Annotated in this window: 16 protein-coding genes; 6 read left to right on the top strand and 10 right to left on the bottom strand. The window is 50.9% G+C overall.

Annotated elements, in window-relative coordinates; all coding sequences use genetic code 11:
• Entirely contained in the window at positions 1-720 is a 720-nt protein-coding gene (locus HYT76_08030; GenBank protein ID MBI2083504.1) for an ABC transporter ATP-binding protein, read from the top strand.
• Here HYT76_08030 and HYT76_08025 read toward each other — a convergent pair.
• Both HYT76_08025 and HYT76_08020 read right to left on the bottom strand, forming a co-directional pair.
• Positions 717-1523: a hypothetical protein gene (locus HYT76_08025; GenBank protein MBI2083503.1), complete on the bottom strand. Its 807-nt coding sequence runs from the start codon at positions 1521-1523 to the stop codon at positions 717-719. The genes HYT76_08030 and HYT76_08025 overlap by 4 nt on opposite strands.
• A gap of 153 nt (positions 1524-1676) precedes the next feature.
• Positions 1677-2141, bottom strand: a complete 465-nt coding sequence (locus HYT76_08020) for a DUF4442 domain-containing protein (GenBank protein ID MBI2083502.1) — start codon at positions 2139-2141, stop codon at positions 1677-1679.
• A 110-nt stretch (positions 2142-2251) separates the two neighbouring features.
• On the opposite strand from HYT76_08020, the gene HYT76_08015 reads away from it, so the two are divergent.
• Genes HYT76_08015 through HYT76_08005 form a run of 3 tightly spaced genes read left to right on the top strand, consistent with a single transcriptional unit; the run spans position 2252 to position 5533 of the window.
• Positions 2252-3241: an ABC transporter substrate-binding protein gene (locus tag HYT76_08015; protein ID MBI2083501.1), complete on the top strand. Its 990-nt coding sequence runs from the start codon at positions 2252-2254 to the stop codon at positions 3239-3241.
• Positions 3241-4863, top strand: a complete 1623-nt coding sequence (locus HYT76_08010) for an iron ABC transporter permease (protein MBI2083500.1) — start codon at positions 3241-3243, stop codon at positions 4861-4863. The genes HYT76_08015 and HYT76_08010 overlap by 1 nt, the downstream gene beginning before the upstream one ends.
• Complete coding sequence (locus tag HYT76_08005) at positions 4850-5533, top strand: ABC transporter ATP-binding protein (GenBank protein MBI2083499.1); 684 nt, start codon at positions 4850-4852, stop codon at positions 5531-5533. Before HYT76_08010 ends, HYT76_08005 begins: the two co-directional genes overlap by 14 nt.
• Here HYT76_08005 and HYT76_08000 read toward each other — a convergent pair.
• From HYT76_08000 to HYT76_07990, 3 genes are all read right to left on the bottom strand, one after another.
• Positions 5513-7267 carry a hypothetical protein gene (locus HYT76_08000; GenBank protein ID MBI2083498.1) on the bottom strand — a complete coding sequence of 585 codons (1755 nt, stop codon included), beginning with the start codon at positions 7265-7267 and terminating at the stop codon, positions 5513-5515. The genes HYT76_08005 and HYT76_08000 overlap by 21 nt on opposite strands.
• 129 nt (positions 7268-7396) lie before the next feature.
• Complete coding sequence (locus HYT76_07995) at positions 7397-8443, bottom strand: DUF1646 family protein (protein MBI2083497.1); 1047 nt, start codon at positions 8441-8443, stop codon at positions 7397-7399.
• A 47-nt stretch (positions 8444-8490) separates the two neighbouring features.
• On the bottom strand, positions 8491-11010 hold the full coding sequence (locus tag HYT76_07990; GenBank protein MBI2083496.1) for a M36 family metallopeptidase: 2520 nt from the start codon (positions 11008-11010) through the stop codon (positions 8491-8493).
• 113 nt (positions 11011-11123) lie between these two features.
• Here HYT76_07990 and HYT76_07985 point away from each other — a divergent pair, with 113 nt between their 5' ends.
• Positions 11124-12431: a KamA family radical SAM protein gene (locus HYT76_07985; protein MBI2083495.1), complete on the top strand. Its 1308-nt coding sequence runs from the start codon at positions 11124-11126 to the stop codon at positions 12429-12431.
• On the opposite strand, the gene HYT76_07980 is transcribed toward HYT76_07985, so the two are convergent.
• The 5 genes from HYT76_07980 to HYT76_07960 all read right to left on the bottom strand — a co-directional run bounded on the left by HYT76_07980 (position 12412) and on the right by HYT76_07960 (position 19619).
• A complete protein-coding gene (locus HYT76_07980) occupies positions 12412-14817 on the bottom strand; it encodes a hypothetical protein (protein ID MBI2083494.1) in 2406 nt (801 codons plus the stop codon). The genes HYT76_07985 and HYT76_07980 overlap by 20 nt on opposite strands.
• A 44-nt stretch (positions 14818-14861) precedes the next feature.
• On the bottom strand, positions 14862-15071 hold the full coding sequence (locus tag HYT76_07975; GenBank protein MBI2083493.1) for a hypothetical protein: 210 nt from the start codon (positions 15069-15071) through the stop codon (positions 14862-14864).
• Positions 15072-15074: 3 nt separating this feature from the next.
• Positions 15075-17477: a sodium-translocating pyrophosphatase gene (locus HYT76_07970; GenBank protein MBI2083492.1), complete on the bottom strand. Its 2403-nt coding sequence runs from the start codon at positions 17475-17477 to the stop codon at positions 15075-15077.
• 67 nt (positions 17478-17544) lie between these two features.
• Positions 17545-18906 carry a hypothetical protein gene (locus HYT76_07965; GenBank protein MBI2083491.1) on the bottom strand — a complete coding sequence of 454 codons (1362 nt, stop codon included), beginning with the start codon at positions 18904-18906 and terminating at the stop codon, positions 17545-17547.
• A gap of 32 nt (positions 18907-18938) precedes the next feature.
• Positions 18939-19619 carry a response regulator transcription factor gene (locus HYT76_07960; protein MBI2083490.1) on the bottom strand — a complete coding sequence of 227 codons (681 nt, stop codon included), beginning with the start codon at positions 19617-19619 and terminating at the stop codon, positions 18939-18941.
• 140 nt (positions 19620-19759) lie between these two features.
• On the opposite strand from HYT76_07960, the gene HYT76_07955 reads away from it, so the two are divergent.
• Positions 19760-19969 (top strand): hypothetical protein, encoded by a 210-nt coding sequence (locus HYT76_07955; protein ID MBI2083489.1) that lies wholly within the window; start codon positions 19760-19762, stop codon positions 19967-19969.
• The last annotated feature ends 208 nt before the right edge of the window (positions 19970-20177 follow it).

Here is a 20177-nt window from a genome sequence, read left to right as displayed (position 1 = left end):
ATGCCGATACTTGAATTCAAGAATGTTCAGAAGATCTATGGGACGACCCTTGTCTTGTCGGAGATCAATTTCAGGGTTGATAAGGGGGAATTTTTGTCCCTGCTGGGACCTTCAGGGTGTGGAAAGACGACGACGCTTCGTCTGATCGCGGGGCTTGAAGAACCGACGGAGGGGACGATTGATCTGAATGGCCAGATCGTTGCCGATGGTCGTCAGTTCATTGTCCCTGAGAAGAGAAACCTGGGGATGGTCTTTCAGTCTTATGCGATCTGGCCCCATATGAATGTTTTCGATAATATCGCCTATCCTTTACGTGTTCGAAAGATGTCTCGGGATCAGGTGATCAGTCGTGTCGGTCGTGTCCTGAAGGCACTTCATCTGGAGGGACTCGAAAAGCGGCATCCGGATGAGCTTTCTGGAGGTCAGCAACAGCGGGTGGCGCTCGGTCGTGCGCTCGTGATGGAACCCTTGATGCTGCTTTTGGATGAACCACTCTCGAATCTCGATGCGAAGCTTCGTATCGGGATGCGTCAGGAGATCAAGCAGATCCAGAAGGATTTTAAGACGACTGTGGTCTATGTGACCCACGATCAAGCAGAGGCGATGGAGATGTCGAATTGGGTGATTGTGATGAACAAGGGGAAGGTTGAGCAACAAGGAACTCCAGAGGAACTGAGACACAAACCGGCGACTGAGTTTGTCCGGGAGTTCCTGAGTTAGGCGTCTTGAGAAAAAATAGAAGAGAGATTTGCAGCGAGCAGAAAACCTCCTAGGATTCCTGCCCCAATCAGGAATTTGGACCAGCCAAACCTTCGGAAACCCGGCGGGCCGTTTCTATAGTCTTCACCGGGAACCTCGACGGTGATACTGGCTGCCCTTTTGAGCGCAACAAACAACGTATTCACAGCATTCTCCTGCGGGCCCGGATTGGAGGCCATCCGGATTCTCAACGCCTCTCGGCGGTGATAAACACCAAAGATGTCTGGAACTCCTTCCCCCATAACTTCGAGGAATCTCCCTTCGGGCAGGAGTTTCAGTTGAACAGGTCCTCTCATACGCGAATTCGTGCAAAAAGTCTCACTGGGGGTACGGAAATCGACCCTTGGGCTATAAGGATCGGGGGTTCCATGCGGCGGGGGGCTCGAATCTCTCCAGAAACTGACCAGGAAGGGGAGGTCTCCCTCTGTCGAGGTCCTTCCCGGAATCGGTGGCGAAAAGACCTCTCGAATGGTGAGATCCCTCCCTTCCGGCCACCAAAATTCCTTTTCAATAGATCGAAGTGTCCCGTCAGGCCTCAGCTCGGCACGGATACGGAAGGTGGTGTCTGTTCGACGTATTAACTCAACATATTGTGAATAGCGATCCTTGCCGGCATGGATGAAGACAGAGCCTTTTTCATCATGATGGAATTTTCGTGCCACCCAATCAGATTCGTCTCTGGAGAAGGTAGGACTTTCTGATCCAAACCCGAGCTCAGTGGTCAGAAGCTGGATCAGGTCTGTTAAATTAAGGTCGGTATTCATAATCTCTTATCTTCTCGATTATTAAGGAATTTTGTTGCGCTTTTTTTATAAGGTATTTTCAAAACCCCGCGTCGTGTCCAGCGAGGTTTTGAAAATCATTGGATCATCGCGCCGTTTGCCTTGTGACATTAGGTCACAAGTTTACCGGCTTGATTACCTGGCCTTCAGGGAGAGTGTAATCGCGAACGTCGCTACCGGGACCTCGCCGCTTAATTTTGGGGTATTGGCCATGATGTTGATGGTTGTATTGACCCGATCGCGGGTTTTGATCGTCTCTTCGACCGCCTGACGGATCTTGTGACCTTCTTTACAGATAAAATGGACATCCGCCTCCGGTCTCTTCAGGAAATTCGCGGTGAAATCTTTAAAAATGAAACTGATCTTTTCGTGTGAGGACTTAATCACCTCCATGAGGATCAGTCCTCCTGCCAGATCGGCGCCGATCGCGAGGGAGCCGAGATACATTGACCGCCAGTGATTCTGTGTCCTCCGCGTCAGCGGAATCTTCACCTCACAGTGATCGGTGTTGGCTGAAATCACGCGCGGGCGGACATAGAAGATCAACGGGATTTTCAGGAGGCCGAAGAGCCAGCAGGAGATTGTCTTTCCAAGCATCATATTTTTTTGGGTAAGTGTCACAGGAAGTAACCCTCCCACGATAGGAGTCAAGCAGATCCTTTCCGGGATTGAGTTGACGACCCCCTAAAAATTAGATCTAACAGAGATCGATGAGATGGATCTCTGTCTCCTTTTTTCTCTTTTCACTTCTCTTTTTCGGTTGTGAAAAACGGGTCGAACCACTTCGCATCTACAGCTCCATGGATGCAAAAGAGACGAAGGGTTTCATCGAGGCGTTTGAGAAGGAGACCGGTGAAAAGGTCGAGTTTGTCCGTCTATCCACCGGTGAGGCGTTGACCCGGATCCAGAGTGAGTCGGCCAATCCGCATGCGGCGGTCTGGATCGGTGGCGGATCAAATGAGCATGTGATCCTGGAGAGGGCGGGGCTTCTCGAACCGTATCAACCGCGTCGTAGTTTCCCTCCTTCTCCTCAACTGACAGGTCGGATGAATGGTTGGAACGGTTGGTATATCGGCGTGATCGGTTTTGGGGCGAATACAGAATTTCTCAAAAAACATAACATGAAGGCACCGACCTCATATCAGGATCTCCTGAAGCCGGTGTTCAAGGGGAAGATCGGGGTCGCTTATCCTTATACCTCGGGGACTGCTTATACGATCCTCGCAAGTCTTATCTCGTTGATGGGGGAAGAAAAGGGATTTGAATTTGTGAAGGCGCTGGACGGTCAGATTGGTCACTACAGCGAGTCGGGTTCAGCCTGTGTCACGCAGGCAGGCCTTGGAGAGGTCGCTGTCTGTATCGCCTTCTCGCATGACATCAGGCACAAGGGGATCGAGCAGGGGTATCCGCTCGAGCTCACCTTTCCGAAAGAGGGGGTCGGTTTTGAAGTGGGGGGGGCGTCGCTGATCAAGGGAGGACCCGATCTCGAGAGGGGGAGACGTTTTGTTGATTGGCTTTTCAGCCCGACGGCCCAGAATCTCCTGGCAGAGTGGAATCAGACGCCTATTCATCCCGGCGTTCAGAAAAATCCCTTTATTGTGAGGAGTGAGACGGTCAAAAAGATCGATGTCGATATTTATGAATCGGTGGAGAGGCATCAGCAACTGCTCGCTCGGTGGAGACAAGTCACTGGGAAATAATGACAAAAGAACCTGCTGTTAGGCTAGCGATCTTGCTCCTTGGTCTTTTAATGACCGTTTTCATTGTCTACCCCCTCTTCAAGGTGATCGAGACAAGCTTCGCGTCGACTGATGGAATCTTCGTTTACCAAAAACTAATTACCGATCCGGTCTTGAGAAGACCTGTCCTGAACAGCCTCCTGCTCGGCGTTATTGTTTCCTGTATTTCAACCCTCATCGGTTATTTTTTTGCCTATCTGGTCGGAAGGACAAATCTGCCCGGGAAATTTCTCTTCCGCGGGATGGCAACTTTTCCTCTTATTGCCCCTCCTTTTATTGTCGCCCTCTCCGCAATCATCCTCCTCGGCCGGCAGGGGATTATCACGCGCCTCTTTGAATGGGATTTTTCAATCTACGGTTTCTGGGGGCTTTTGATTGTTCAATCCCTGCATCTCTTCCCGCTCGCTTATCTCGTTGTTCTCGGTGCCTTGGAGACGATCGATCCGTCGATCGAAGAGGCCTCGATCAATCAGGGGGCGACAGGCTGGCAGACATTTTGGTATGTCACGCTCCCTCTGAGTTTTCCCGGATTGGGGAGTTCAATGCTTCTGACCTTCATCGAATCACTCGCTGATTTCGGGACTCCACTGATCCTGGGAGGAAATTATCGTGTCCTCTCTGTCGAATCTTATCTCAAAATAGTTGGGGCTGAGCAGGATCTCTCCCGTGGGGCAGCGTTGGCGATTCTCCTGCTCGTACCGACGCTGACCGCATTTTTTATTCAAAAATTCTATCTGGAGAGGAAACCCTACGCCACCGTGACCGGAAAACCGTCAACCGCCCGGATTGCGGATGTCGGGAGGTTCCCGAAAATTATCCTCGCCGCGATCGCCCTCCTGATCTCGAGCCTGACGATCCTCTTCTACGGCACTGTTTTTTATGGGTCTCTCACACAGATCTGGGGGGTGAACCATGCACTGACGCTGGGTCACTTCCTCACCACTTTTCGGGAAGGGGCTGATTATGTCGGCAATACCTTCATCCTTGCCGCGATCGCGACACCGCTGGATACGCTATTAGGATTGACGCTTGCCTATCTTTTTGTTCGCAAAAAATTTGCCGGCCGTGGGGCGATGGAGATTATTTCAATGCTGACATTTGCGGTTCCGGGTACCGTCATTGGAATTGGCTATATCCTTGCCTTCAATACAAAGCCTCTCCTGCTGCAGGGAACCTGGCTCATTATCGTCCTTCTTTTTATCTTTCGAAATATGCCGGTAGGGGTTCGAGCCGGTATCGCGACCTTGAAACAGATCGATAAGGGGATTGAAGAGGCGGCCCACTCGCTGGGAGCGAGCAGTCTTCAGGTTTTCCGAGATATCACGCTTCCGCTTCTGAAGCCGGCGTTGTTTTCAAGTCTTGCTCACTCGTTTATCAAATGCATGGTCGCGATCAGCGCTGTGATTTTTGTCGTCTCCGGGCGATGGAACTTGATTACGATTGCGATCTTGGGTTACGTCGAGACCGGCGAACTTTCGCAGGCAGCGGCGCTTTGTGTCTTTGTAATGATGGTTGTTTCAGCAGTTCTCGTTTTTCTTCGGATAGCGACGAGGGGGAGGAGGAGGGAGTTTGTCCGCAATTGAACTCGTAGAACTCACCAAATATTTCCCTGACAAGAATGGGAAACAGGAGATCGTTGCCCTGGATCATTTTTCCCTCTCAATCAATTCAGGCGAATTTGTCTGTTTGCTTGGTCCCTCCGGTTGCGGAAAGACAACTGTCCTTCGGTGTCTTGCCGGTTTTGAGGTACCAACATCGGGTCAGATCTTTGTGAATGGCCAGGAGGTGACACGGCTTCCGGCCCACAAACGGGGGCTTCCGCTTGTCTTTCAGAACTATGCGCTCTTTCCACACATGACGGTTGTGGAAAATATCGCCTATGGCCTCAAGCTCCGGCATGTAGAAAAGGATGAAAAGAACCGGCGTGTTGCCCAGGTCATGAAGGAATTGGAACTTACGAATTTGGGTGATCGTCATCCCGATCAGCTCTCCGGGGGCCAACAGCAACGAGTCGCGCTTGCCCGCGCGCTTGTTTTGAAACCGTCTATCCTGCTTTTTGATGAGCCGCTCTCGAATCTGGACTCCAAGCTTCGGGTCCAGATGCGTGCGGAGATCAAGAAACTCCATCGTGAATTCCAGATGACCTGTCTTTATGTGACACACCATCAGGATGAGGCGACCGATCTGGCTGATCGGATAGTCTTGATGCGCGAGGGGAGGGTCGAGGAGATCTTACCACCACTTGGCTTGTAAAAGCGGGTCGCCAATTAGGATCTGACGCATGTTTCCGGCGCGCCCTTCATAGATGCAGGTATCAAATCGCTCCGTGCAGGCCCGGCTATTCTTCACGTTTTTGATGACCTCTCCCATCGGGAGTCCGTTCAGGTACATATCTCGGAGGATTCCATTCGTGTACCCCATGTTGAGACCATCATCGAAGGTTCCGATCAGACCCATCGCCCCTTCCTGAAGATTCCTTGCGCAGAAAGGTTCTGGATTGGAATCGGTATTACAGGTTGAACAGCCGACGAGATAAAGGAAGGGATAACTGAGATCCGTCACATCAGGAGAGAATATTGAGAAGGAGGAAAGCCCATCGGAACCGGCATGCCCATGGTAGTAGATAAAGTGGCTCGTGCGGTAGAGTTCATTCCGTTCCTCTTGGGTCAAGCTTTCAGCTTCAGTGATTTCAGTGTCAGTTCCCTCGAGGAAGTTCATCTCCGGGAATGCCGTTTCAATGGCGAGACGGGTCTCTTCCGACCAGATTCTCGGGGAAGGGCAGAATGCAAAAAAACCGCACCCTGTCTGAATGTCATCGGTCTCCTCTTCACTGGAAAGGGTGGCGAATAGTGCCCTCTCATGGGCTCGAGGAAGCTCTCCGAAAAAGAGACTTCGTGCGACATAGAGGCTTGATCCTTTTCCGAAGATGCGGCCGACGGCAAATTCTACAGGCCCCATCAGATTCTCACCGGGCGTGCCATAAAACCGGTTGTCGACGTCAACCGGATAGTCGTGATCGATATATTCGCCACGCCTCTCTCGAGATTCGCTACGTATCGTTACGTTTGTTTTCATTGGGACGTAAGAGGGATGGGCCAGGATCGTGAGATATCCGGATCGGAAACCAAGGTAACCAAACATATCGTTCAGATAGGAATCGATCACGAGGTGATCCGTGGATGTTGTGCTGAGGAGAACCTCTTTTCTGCCTGCTGCGAGGATTGGGGCGACAAGCGAGACCTTTGTTGTTTGATTAAGGTCGTTTGAATTCACGAGGATGATTTTGTTGGTGCCGGACCGTGTGACATAGTCACGGCTGATCTCATTGGCAGAGAAAGGTCCTTCGCAGGAAGCGGCACCTGAGGGACACGAAACAGTGCCAACCCGAACGACGTTTTTTCCCTCCATGCGGTTCGGTCTGTCCAGGGCACTTCCAACAACAATAAGTGGGGCCTCCCTCAAGGCGGCATAGGAGCTCGCGAGCAGTGCCAAGGAATAGTTGTTTTCGACATAGATAACGGTTGAATAACCGCTCCAGCTGTCGAGGTATTCCGAAACAGTCTTCGCCTCCACGTCATCCAGATCGAAATCAGCCTCCTCGAAGATTGAAGAAGGGATCTCTCCGAAGGTGTAGATTTTGAAAGGTTCGAAATCATCAATAAATCGGGCGATCGGTCTCTGGAGGGAAGGGGTTCGTTCCGGATGATAGACGATCATCGCATAGCGGAGTCGTCCGCCGAATGTCCCTTTCTTGGTGACGATCGGGACAAGTGACAGGACATCTTGCCAATTCCTGTCGGTGATCATGAAGAGTTTTTTCTGGGGGAGGAGGGTGGGGCGCCATCTCTTCGTGAAAGGTTTTCCCTTCCGGATCTCTTTTTTGAGCGGCCGGACTTTTCTGATCGCCTTGTCCTGAGAGAGGGGGGCTGTGCTGGCTGAAAATGAGAACAGAAGGCACCCGAGAAAAACGGCGGTAATAAGCCTCATTATTACCTTAGAGGAGCAATATGTATGCCAAGCGGATAGTAGAAGGGATTTTCTAAAAAATGGTCATAAAATCATGGACATAAATGGTAGCTTCGCAAGAAGGAGGCCTCTATCAAATTGATAATATTATCAATTTGATAGCCCTGTCAGGATCACGAAATAGATCAACATCGAAAGCAAGGCGAGAGGCACCCCCCATTTCGCCCATTCCTTGGCGCTAATTCCCAATTTATTTGCTGAGATGATGTTGGGGATGTTTCCTGGGATCAGGCCGATACCGGAGAGAAGGAGTGCAATTAACGCTGAGCGGATCTGGAAGACTGTCATATCCGGTGAGATCTCGGCGGCGGTCAGTGTCGCGTTGTCGACAACGGCCGAAAGAGAGTTGACCCAATAGAGGACCTGCCATGGGAGATGGCTCACATAGGTGTCGATCATCGGGCGGAAACCTTGACCCAAAAAAACAAGCCCCATCACGAAGAGATAGACCTTCAACGACCGAACAAAAATGGATGATATCGTTTCTGCCGTATCGGTCTGAAGACTCTCTTCCTTTCGTACCGCTCGAGTATGAACGAAACCGGCGATGAGTCCTGTAATCACAATAGTGGGGACGACGTAGGCCCCGAGGAGTTTCAGGAGGAATGTGAATGAGGCGTGGTACGGTTCTCCTCTGAGTTTCGCGACGACAATTGTTGAGAGTGGCTCACCGACAGGGGTCAGCGCCGCCCCAAGTCCGATCGCGAAACAGGCGAGCACAACGAGGAGGATCTCCGAACGTCGATCGAGACGCAGGCCGCTGATAACCTCGGTCAGGACAAGGGCGGCGATGATGGCGGTGATGACACTCGAGCAAAGCCCCAGGATGGTGACGAGCAGAAAGGCGAAGAGGGGATAACCGAGCTGTTTTTCCAGTGAGAAGATCTCTTTTCGGATCCGCTGCCGAAAAAAACGAAAGACCAGTCCTGCGATCAGGACGGTGACGGTAATTGAAATCGGTTCGACAAACCCTTCTTTCACGAGATGGAGATTCCAGGAGCCGGTCAGTGTGACGGTGAAACAACCCATCAGAAAAAGAAAGATCTCCAGATTTTGTTCGATCTTATGAATTAGGAAGGGAAGGAACAAGACGAGAAGGAGAGAGAGGATGAGACCCCAAAAGTGGATGGCTGGCATTACTCCTTTAAGTAGAATACCGACGAGGACTCATTCAAGGGAAAAAGTTAGCGGGCGCAATCAAAAATACCAAGTCCCCAGAGAGGCTGTTGCTCCCTAAACGCCCTTTGTGTCGCCGGGACGAGGAAGGTCGCGTAGCCAAGATCGATCCAGTAAGAGAGGTGGGTCTCTTTTTTGAAGACAACCAGCTCACGGGGGATCTGATGGGCGTTTTTCTCGAGATATTCGAGTGCGAAACCGAGGATCTGAAAACGTTTCGCCGCTATATGAATCTTCTCAGCCTCGTCTTCTGTTAATTCTTCCAGGGAACGTTGGGCTCGAAGCTCCTCTACAGCGCCTCTCAGTTGTTCACGTTCCTGGATCAATTGTGTTCTGACGACATCCAGTGCCTCACTGAACCGGACATCGACCTGATGCGAAATCTCCCCATCCTGAATCGGTCGGACATCCCGATTGGCGCTCTCGACCGGTTCTCCACGCATCCCACGCCACTCGGTTGTCCCATGTCCGACCACCTCCACCTGTCCATACGGCGTTGCGTGTCTCTGCTGGTAAAAATCAGCCCTCCCGCCGAGGTGAGGGGCGGATGAGATCTTATCAAAGATTGGAGGGAGCAGAACGCTATGATAATAGTCCCGCGCCCCATGGGCCCATCGAAGATACCAGGGGGCCGCTGAGCCGGGTTGAGGTGTTGTCGGTGGTGGAGGAGGGGTCACTTCTGGCGGTGGCCACAATTCACGCGCGGTCGCCTCGGCGAGGACCTCTTTATTGATTGTCTCCATCATCGACGACTCTTTCGGTAATAATCCAGCCCTCTCCACCCCACGCGCGCCACGCAGGATCGCATCGACAAAATCATGAGGGGCCGGGCTTGCCGTCGGATAACTGAAGGCATGATTAATCAACAGACGTAATGCGAGACTATTCGCCTCCTGACGGGATAGCCCCAAATTCTCGATGAAGCGCTGTTTCAGGGACCACCAGAACCCACCATAGACCTCTCCGCGATCATGAACCTCTGTGCCCACCTCACTTAGTTTTTTGTGATGATCGACACGTCGAAGTCCGCTGTCATGTCGCGGTTTTTGTCCAAGGAATGCGGCAGCAAAAAATTCTCCGAGGTGGGGATCGTCATGGATCAATGTCGCCAGAGCATCCCCTGTCCCTTCATGGATCGCCCCTGCCTCCCCCCCGAATTCGGAGATGAGTCGGGGATCGGCATGATGCAGCAGGCTGTGACCGAACTCATGGACGACAACATCTCCATCGGAACCGACATGCATGCCGAAGGCGAGAAAGTCTTTTGGTGGACTGAAAAAGGCGTTTGCCTCATCGAAGGCGTTGATGATGACTCGGATTTCATGGAGTCGACCGTTATGAATCGACCCATGAATCTCTTTGATCTTGAATCCCAGCTCCTCGAGCCGATGGATCGCCTTCGAAAGATAGTAATACGCCTGTACCTGGACGAATTCATCTCGTAGCGTCGTCGTTCCCGGTTCAAACGGTTCCTGATTGAATTTTCCATTCAATTCCTTTTGACCGACGAGATGGATATATCCCCCCTGGAGTTCTGTGGCGTCTGGAGGAAGGTCCGGGAGATAAACCTTCTGCATGATGAGTTGCTGTTTTCCGTCAGGACCCTCTTGAAGGCTTGAGACGAGATTTTCTTTGCTGAAGACGACCGCCTCCGGTCCCGGACTCTGCACCCTTTTTACCGGTTGGGGCCGACGGGCAGGGTAGAGTCCTCCAAAAGGGAGCCAGGCCTTGAAACTCTTTGGTTCCCCTGGCGCGACACCGGCCGACTCTCTTCCTCCCCGTCGTATCCTGTCCGGGATCGGAATGTCCGGAATTGGAATGATTGAGGTGAGATCAAGCGTTGCCCCAACCGCATGTCCCGCCCCCATGAAGAAGAGCCCTTCGGTTATTTCCATCAGAAATCTTTCACCAAATCCCATCCTCATTTCCTCTTTTGCCCCAACCCCCTCGAGGAGATACCCAGCCCCCATCGCGGCAATTGCCTGAGGGATCTCAAGGGCGGCATCCTGGAGGATCGTGGCGCGAAGCCCAAATTTTGGCAAAGCCCTCATGCCGATCAGCATCGAGGGGAGAGATGAGCCGAATGCAACAGCCCATTGCCTCAGAAACCCCTCTTCGTGAGACCTATCTCCTTTTCTTTGATAGAACGTCATCGCTCCGGAGATAACGCCACAGAGGAGGAGGTTCGAGATCCAATAGAGACCCTTAGGGGTCTGTCTCCCATTGGCCGAAAATGCCTTTGTGAGACCGAAAAGGATCCCCTTCATCGCAAGTTTCATCCCGAGATTGAGGCCGATGACAAGCTTGGCAGACTCGTAGATCCCTTCTCTTGTTGTGAGGCGTGCCTTGAAACCTTCCCACCAGGCGAGGAAGTGATCTGCCTCCCTTCTCTGTATGAAATAAGGGTTTGCCGCCAAAAGACCAGTCGTGACCTGATAGTTTGTTGGTTGTGGCTGATAAGTTGGCAGATCGGACCGTGGGGTGAAACCCATCGGAAGATCGAAGCCGAGTCCGGAGATCGAACCCATTTTTTGTCCCCCTATCAGCTCATTCGATTTTTGACCAGAAGAGTTTCGGCCTAAATTCTGCACGATAAAAAGTTGAGCTGGACAGTTTTTGGAGGAGGGAATAAATTTGAGTTATGCATCGTCAATTTCTCGAGGGGGGTTTTTGGCGGAAGATCCCTGCCTATTCAGAGGTTGACGAAAAAACATTTCTCGATAGTCACTGGCAGTCGCGTCATGCGGTGACGAATGTCGAAAAACTTCGTGAGACGATTGGCAAGTTGATCGGAGAGCCGGTCTATGCCGATATCGCGGAGGGGTTGCATCATGTCCCGATGTCTGTCCGGATGACCCCTTATCTGATTTCGCTCATTGATTGGAAGGATCCCTATGGGGATCCTCTCTGCCGCCAGTTTTTGCCGTTCAATTCTGTCTTGATGCCGGATCACCCGAAGCTTCGTCTCGATTCACTGTCGGAGGTGAAAGACTCACCAGTCCCGGGATTGACCCATCGCTATCCGGACAAGGTTCTGTTTCTGACATTGGATAAATGTCCTGTTTATTGTCGCTTCTGTACGCGGAGTTATGCGGTCGGTCTGGATACGGAGGAGGTCGAGAAGATCCACGTCAGTGGCACCTTTGAGAGATGGAAGGTGGTTTTTGATTATCTGCGTGCGCATGAGAAGATTGAGGATGTTGTCGTGAGTGGGGGAGATACCTACAATCTCAGGCCGGATCAGGTTACGTTGATCGGGAATACGCTTCTCGATATCCCACATATCCGGCGGATGCGATTTGCGACGAAGGGGCTCGCGATCATGCCGATGAAGATCCTGACCGATCGTGAGTGGTATGATGCCTTCCTCGGTGTCGTGACTCGTGGCAAAAAGATGCATAAAGATGTTGTCCTCCATACCCATTTTAATCATCCAAACGAGATGACCGGGATCACGAAGCGGGCAATGGATCAGCTTTTCGAGGATGGTGTTGTGGTTCGGAACCAGTCGGTTCTTCTGCGGCAGATCAATGACGATGTAGAGACGATGAAACTCCTGATCAAAAAATTGGGTTATCTCAATATCCACCCTTACTACGTGTATCAGCATGACATGGTGAAGGGGGTCGAAGACCTCCGGACCACTGTTGCGACGGCGGTCGAATTAGAAAAAGAGGTGCGTGGGGCGACCGCCGGCTACAACACGCCGACCTTTGTCGTCGATGCGCCGGGTGGTGGTGGGAAACGGGAAGTGCACTCCTATGAATATTACAACCGGACAACCGGGATCAGTGTCTATCGCTCACCGAATATCAATCCAAACCAGCTCTATCTTTATTTCGACCCGATCCACCTGCTTCCGAAGGAGGGTCAGGCCCGTTGGGCCAATCCTTCTGAGCATGAGAAGATGGTAGAGGAGGCGCTTCAAATTAAGCCTTTTGGCGTTTGAGAATCGTCTGGAGGGCTCGTGCCAAATCAGGGGAGAGACGCAGACGTCCGCGATGGTCTCTCAAGACCCTCAGATCTTCACGATCAAAACCAAATTCCAGTAAAAACTGTCTCTCCTCAGTGGTGATAAAGTGGGTTCTCGCCTCCAACGGGACGAGCCGGTTTAAAGCAAAACAATGTCTTATGAAAGAGTCATCATAACGTCCTTTCCGATCACTTCGAATGATCTCATCGGTCAGTCTTTCATTCCATCGGCGTGCATCGGTATAGAAGATCAGATCAAGCAGGGTTGCCGCGGAGATACGATGGCGGGTGGTCCCCTGATCAGCCCATTCCTGAATTTTTCTCTTCGGATCGATTTCCAATCGGGCTCGAATAAAACGAAATCCTTGAGGTCTATTGCCGATAACCTCCGGCGTTTTGTCAGTTTCCTCTATTCTTGTGGCCACCTTATCCCCAATACCGAAGAGGGTTGGGTCCTCGATCGTCCTTCGCAATGACCTCTGCAGTGCATCGATCCGTGGGTCCTTGGGGGGAACGACTGACGAAAAGCCCTGTGAGAAGATTGTGAGCGCTACGTCACGTTGTTCCTGGGAGAGTTGATCCAGGAGCAGGATCAGATCTTCTGGATTTCGGGTCATTTTTGAATGGAGCGCCTCTGCCTTTTCCGAAACGGTTCGAAACAATGGGTGATGATGGCGGAAGAAGGCGATGGCCTCTTTTCGATCCAGTGTCAAATAGTTACTGCCTTGAGCGGCGTATGGATAGAGGGTCGTCACAAGATAGCTGATCTGATTTAAGAGACCAAAAATCTCCCACAGTCTTTGAAGAGGGTAGTTCATTGCGATTGTTGGATCTTCAAGAAATCTTAAGAGGTCGTTTGTGGAAGAAGATGAGAATCTCTCGTCGAGGGATCTCAAAAGGAGCGGGAAGTAAAAATCTTTTCCTTCTTCATTGTAGTGTCTGACCTCCTCATCGGTGCGGAAAAGTACTTCCGATCGATTACCATCCCGATTGCTAATAATGATAAATGGGGCCTTGCTCCTTTCCATCTCACTTAAGAAACTTGAGTCAGGCGGGAGTGAGCTGAGCGATCTGGCGACAAGGGCAGTTCCTGAAGAGCGGTTCGCACTGGGGACGATTGACCTATAGGGGTTAGGAGTATACCCTTCCTCAGGATTTGAGTTCGGAAGGTTAGACAAAAATCCCTTTGAGGAAGGAAGCATCAGGATGTCATCATCGGAACGAGAGAGGACCGGTTGGCCTTCTGTCTCCATGTTTGGTTCCGCCAGAATAAAATCCTCATCCTGGAGTGGGGAGATCGCCTCTCTAATCCCTTGGGCATAGAGTGCCTTCAGGTAGCCATGATAGATGACATGTGGATCAAAGATGGTTGCCTCAATCTTTGTGCTCCAGTTTCTCTCTGGAATATTCGGGTCTCGAAGTCTCTTTTCCTTTTGGTCATAAACAATCGCCTGGCAGTGGGGATTTTCTGATCGTTGCAATGCCAAAAGGTATCCGGGAGGGAGTGTCAACGGGAGGGCCAAGCCTGCAGAAACTTCTGTTCGGCAGTGGGCGTTACATTTTCCTCCCCCCCCGCCGAGAATACCGGTGATTCTTGCCTTTCCAATTTGGTAGGAATGAAGGGCGGGAAATTCGTCGAATAGAGCTCCAATCATGAATTCCAGATCATCTTCCCAACTTCGTTTTGTGTCCTGATCTCGAAGATGCTGCAGGTCGGTCCGTATCGTCTCTATCCCTTCTTCCCAACGCTCCAGATAGGCCCCATACAGGGCCCTTCTCGAACGGCTCTTTTCAGCAGCCATTTCGGCCTCGATCAGAAAACGACCAATGTCATGTTGTTTGGAGCGATCCTGTTTCCACTCCTCTAGCGCTTTTTGGGCTACCTTGATTAATTCTTTTTGGGTTCTTGGTTTTTTGCTGAATGAGAGGTGAGTCCTAAGATTAATTTTCTTCTTTGGTTCAATCGGCAGCTCTTGTTGACCCTCAACAGGCTCTCCTTCGGAATGATTCCAGGGGAATTCTGAAAAGATAGGAGGATTAAGGGGTGAGAGATCATGATTCCAGAGGATCGGAATCAGAAAGGCAAGGTGCAGTCCCACAGTGATCCCTACCCCTAAAGATCCTGCCGAGGAGCGGGTAAAATAGTGGGTGATCTTGCCGGTCACCAATCCCGTCAGGAGACCGATCAGAGAGGCAGAGGAATAAAGAGAGATTTGTACCGACGAACAGGGAGGTTGTAGCCAATCGAGAAATTGTTTTCCCAGATCGATAAGATCATCAGTACCCATTACCTTGTCAAAAGGGATAGCGGGTAAAGAGGCAATAGAGGAGTGTCGATAAAAAGGGCCGATTTCCAGACTCATAGATGGCCTCATTGTCGGCAATCAATACGGAAAGTTGTGTTTTTCTATTTTTTAAGCAGGATCATCTGCCCTTGGAACTGGATCTTAGGGGCGACGTTGCTTGCAGGGGGCTCTTTTTTATTGACCAGAAAGTAACCGGCCTGCCTTGCGGAGGCCAAGGTACTTTTTGGTCGTGAGGTACGAAAGAGGGTGCGACCAAACGGATCCCGCTTGGAGATTTTTTCGAGGAGCTGTGTCTGATTCCGAGAAGACATCGATTACCCCTTCGCTCCAATTCTCATCCCGTAGAATGATCTCCAGACGAAAAAGAGACCGACGATGAAGAGCACAACCCCAATTCTCAGGGCGATATCGTGTGCCGAGACCGCGATCTCGACCGCGAGGAGACCGAAGAGGGTCGTGAACTTGATGATCGGATTCAGTGCAACGGATGAGGTGTCTTTGTAAGGATCTCCGACCGTGTCGCAGACAACCGTTGCGGCATGAAGCGGGGTTCCCTTTTCCTTCAGATCGACCTCGACCACCTTTTTCGCATTATCCCAGGCGCCACCGGTATTCGCCATAAAGATCGCCTGGAAGAGACCGAAGACGGCGATTGAGATCAGGTAGCTCGCAAAAAAGGTCGGATCAAAACAGGCGAAGGCCAATGTGAACGAGAAGATCACGCCGAAGATATTCAACATCCCGGACTGGGCGTACTGTGTGCAGATCTTCACGACTTCCTTTGAGTCTTTGACGGATGCGCTTTCGCTTGATTCGAGCCGGATATTTTTCTTGATGAACTCGACCGCTCGATGGGCCCCGGTCGTGACCGCCTGCATCGACGCGCCGGTAAACCAATAGATAACCGCTCCCCCACAGATCAGTCCCAACAAGACACGTGGATCCAACAGATCGAGTCGGAGATTCAGGAGCAGGATAATCGAGAAGATCATCGTTGTTGCCCCGATCACCGCGGTGCCGATCAAGACCGGCTTGGCGGTCGCCTTGAAGGTATTTCCTGCAGAATCATTCTCCTCGAGAAGATGCTTTCCTTGCGCAAAGTTCGGTTTGAATCCGAATTGTCGCTCAATCTCTTGAGAGGCGTTTGGTGAGGTTTCAATTTGGGAAAGCTCAAAAACCGATTGGGCATTGTCGGTAACCGGTCCATAACTATCAACTGCGATTGTAACAGGCCCCATCCCAAGAAATCCGAAGGCGACCAAGCCAAAGGCGAAGACAGTTGGATAGACCATATAGGCATCGAGCCCAGTGAGACTGGTCATGAAGGCAACGAGCATCAATCCCGCCATTACCATCCCCTTCCAGAAGGCACTGAAATTTCCGGCGACAAGACCCGAAAGGATGGCGAGTGACGCCCCTCCTTCTCGAGCGGCGCTGACGATCTCAGCAACATGTTTGGATTTTGCGGAGGTAAAGATCTTCGTGAATTCAGGAATGATCGCAGCGGCCAGTGTCCCACAGCTGATGATCGTCGAGAGTTTCCACCAGAGATCTCCCATATCGGAGATCAAAAGGTAGCTGACCGTATATGTGACGATGATTGAAAGGATAGAGGTCATCCAAACCAGTGTCGTGAGTGGGGCCTCAAAGTTGAACTTTGATTTTCCGGCGTAAAGGGTGTGAGAGACGACCTTGTTCAGCGCGTAGGAGCCGATCGAGGTGACGATCATCAAGACCCTCATCGAAAAAATCCAGATGATCAGGTTGGACTGAATCGCGTTCGCCTCGGCGGTTGCCGCCAGTTTACCATCGGTTCCGAAAACCATCCCGGCGGCGAGCACGATGAAACTGATCAGGGCGACGCCGGTCACACCGTAGGTCTCGAAACCGTCGGCGGTCGGTCCGACCGAATCACCGGCGTTGTCTCCGGTGCAGTCGGCAATGACACCAGGATTTCGGGCATCGTCTTCCTTAATATTAAAGACGATCTTCATGAGGTCCGATCCGATATCGGCGATCTTCGTAAAAATACCACCGCAGATCCGGAGGGCCGAGGCGCCGAGCGATTCACCGATCGCAAACCCGACGAAGCAGACTCCCGCACTCTCTTTCGGTACATAGAGCAGGATCGAGATCATCATGAATAATTCAACGCAAATCAGCATGACACCGATCGACATGCCGGACCTAAGCGGGATATCCATGACGGGGTAAGGCTTGCCAGAGAGGGAGGCGAAGGCGGTCCGGCTGTTGGCATAGGTGTTGATCCGGACCCCAAACCAGGCGACTCCATACGAGCCGAGAATCCCCAAAATCGAGAACAGAAAAATCATGAGGACACGGGGGAAAGCGAGGTGTTGTAGAATAAGGAAATAATAAAAAATGGCGGCGCCGATAAAAATCTCAAGCAGAACGAGAAACTTTCCCTGCTGCAGAAGATACGTCTTGCAGGTTTCATAAATGAGGCTCGAGATATCCAGCATCGCCTGATGGGCCGGGAGTCGTTTGATCTTTGAATATTCCCAAAGACCAAAAAGCATCCCGAGGAGGCAGATACCGATACCCCATTTGAGCAAGGTGGTTCCGGCGATCAGGTGTCCGAAAAGAGAATAGGTTGTCAGGAGCTCCGGGATTTTGAGTTCCACCTCACTTGCAGAAGCGGCACTTGAGAGGGAACAAACCGCCACGAACAGGATGAAGGTGAAGAATCGGTTCATTTTCATGAAATCCTCCTCAGTTTTAAAAGCTGGGACTTTTTATCAGTCTTGTTGAAGTTGTCAAAAGTTAAAATGGGAAAATAACTTTAATACGGAGTCCCTTTCCATCGGCGCCAGAACTGTAATGAAGCTTAAGTCCGCAGGTCTCGGCAATCTTCTGGCAGAGGTGGAGACCGATACCGATCTTTTCATCGGTGATGTCGTTTGCATTTAATGCCTGAAGAAGGGGAGCCGGGAGTCCGGGACCATCGTCACCGATAATCAGGGAAATCTCTTTTTCAGACGACTCGATAGCAACGGTACACGATGTCTGTGACGGGGTATGTTCTTCAATATTGCGCATCAGATTATCGACGAGTTGAAAAAGAAGATGAGGTTCCATCGGAACAACCACCCCTGCTTGAGAAGTTGGAAGAGAGAGTTGCAGGGGTCGACCGAGGGTTTTTTCCCACAACGGTCGGTTGTCTTTTGTCCAGGCGATCAGACTCACGGGCTGAAGTATCGGGAGGCTCTGTCGGATTTTTGATTCGCCCAAAGTCAGGACCGTCGTGACAATCTCGGACATCCTCTGGACCTCTTCTAATGAACTCTTCAGGACCTTTGCATAGTCGTCTCTGGAAGCGGCCTGGTTTTGAAGGACCGTTTCGGCCTCGCCCTGCAGGACGGTCAGCGGAGTCCTCATTTCGTGGGCCACATACCGGCTCATCTTGCGGAGTTGCCTGACCGCTGCGGTTGTTTTGGCGACGAGCAGATTGATCCCATCGATGATCGCTTTCAAATAATACCCCTTTTCATCCATCGGGAGCGGTTTCCACTCGTCCATTTTTTCCGGATCAATCTTTTGCAGATGGGTGGCGATCGTTGTGACCGGTTTCAAGAGACGTGCCGACAGCTGTCTGGCGAGGAAGAGAGAGACACCGACCAACAGTCCCAGGATCAGGAATGCCTGCCACCAGAGGGAGGCGAGCATTTCATGATATTTCGGGAGTGGAATGGCGATCTGGAGATAAAATTTGAGTCGGCCCCCTTCTTCATAAGGGACAACGAGGCTTTCATATTTTCGTGTGCTTCCTTCGAGCGGGATGAAATATGGTTTTTTGCTTTTGTCCCCCAGTTTGATGGAGAGATGGTCATAACCGAGCTTGACCGTCGTAAAAATGAGTTTGCCTGATCGGTTGAAGATACGAACAATCTTGTCGACCTTGTCCATCTGAAGCGCATCTTCGATGAAGCGATCCAGTTGTTCAAAATCATTCAATTCGGAAAAATCAGAAATGCCTAATGTAATAAGACTCGTGGCGGTCGCCTGAAGCTGCGCCTGGATCGATTCGCGATGACTCCGAACAAGGAGGTTCCCGATCAAGAGGGCAGCGGTCAAGGTGCTGACTGTCGTCATGACCCACATGGTCAACGTAATTCTGGAAGCCAAAGAGGAATCGGATCGTATTTTAGGGAAAAATTTCACGGTTCGCCGAGCCAATAACCTAACCCACGCCGGCTCTGAATCATCGCCTTGAACCCTCGATCGATCTTGGACCTAAGATTGGCGATCGTGACCTCGACAAGATTGCTCTCCGGATAGTGATTCATATCCCAGACCTGATCGAGGAGGCTTGTTTTTGAAAAGATCTGGCCCGGGTTTCTGGCGAGTAGGTAGAGGATCCGAAATTCCTTTCCGGTGAGGTCGACCTTTTTATTGCCTCGATAGACCCTTTGAGTTTCGAGATCGATTTTCAGGTCTTCGAAGACAAGGATCGTATCCTTGATCGCCTTTTTTCTCTGTTCGTCACGTCGGAGCATCGCCCGGATCCGGGCGATCAATTCGGCCACATGAAACGGTTTGGAGAGGTAGTCATCGGCTCCTTCCGTGAGACCCTTCACCTTATCTTCCACATCGGAAAGGGCGCTTAAGATCAAAACCTTCGTCCCGCTAGCGGACCTTCGAATGTCGGAAAGGAAATCGAGTGAATCCCGTCCTTTCAGGAGGCGATCCAGTACCAATATGTCGTAGGGGGTTGATTTAAGGCTCGTCAGGAGCTCGAGGATCTCTGCGACGGTATCGGTAACAAATCCGGCATCATCGAGCGCTTTTTTGATGAAATTGCGGACCTTGGGTTCGTCCTCGGCAACCAAAATTTTCATAACGGCGCATCTATCTAATATTGAGGGAAAGAATGCAAGGGGTGTGCATTAAAAAAAATTAATCCCCTAATCATATTAGAATCATACGCCTCCTTTATAAGGCTCAAACCTAAAAAGGAAAGGAAGGGGGTGAATACACCATGAAGAAGATTTTAATTGCTGTGACTCTCGCAGTCGTTTTCGCGATGAGCGCCAGCGTGATTGCCGAAGAGAAGGCTGAGAATCCAGCCCGAAAGGCGGCTGTTGAGAAATGCACGAAGGAGGGCAAGACTGGCAAGGACCTCGAGGCCTGCGTTGATTCAGAGCTCAAGGTTGCCGAGAAGAAGCCAACCGAGCAGAAGGCTCAGTAATTGCTTTTCCGGTTTTCTCTTTAAAGAGATTCAAAGGGCCCCGTAAACGGGGCCCTTTGTGTTTGGACGCCAATAATGTGTTCTTTATTTGTTTATCATTAAACTTAGTTAATAAAAACTTTTATAATTCAAATATTTATAATTATTAACGTGTTCAAATGAACACATTTTTTGTTTTTATCGGTTGTTTTCCTTTTTCGATCCCTCT

It is taken from the genome of Deltaproteobacteria bacterium (genome assembly GCA_016180845.1).
Classification (GTDB): Bacteria; UBA10199; UBA10199; order JACPAL01; family JACPAL01; genus JACPAK01.
This window is presented reverse-complemented; position numbering and strand designations above follow the sequence as displayed.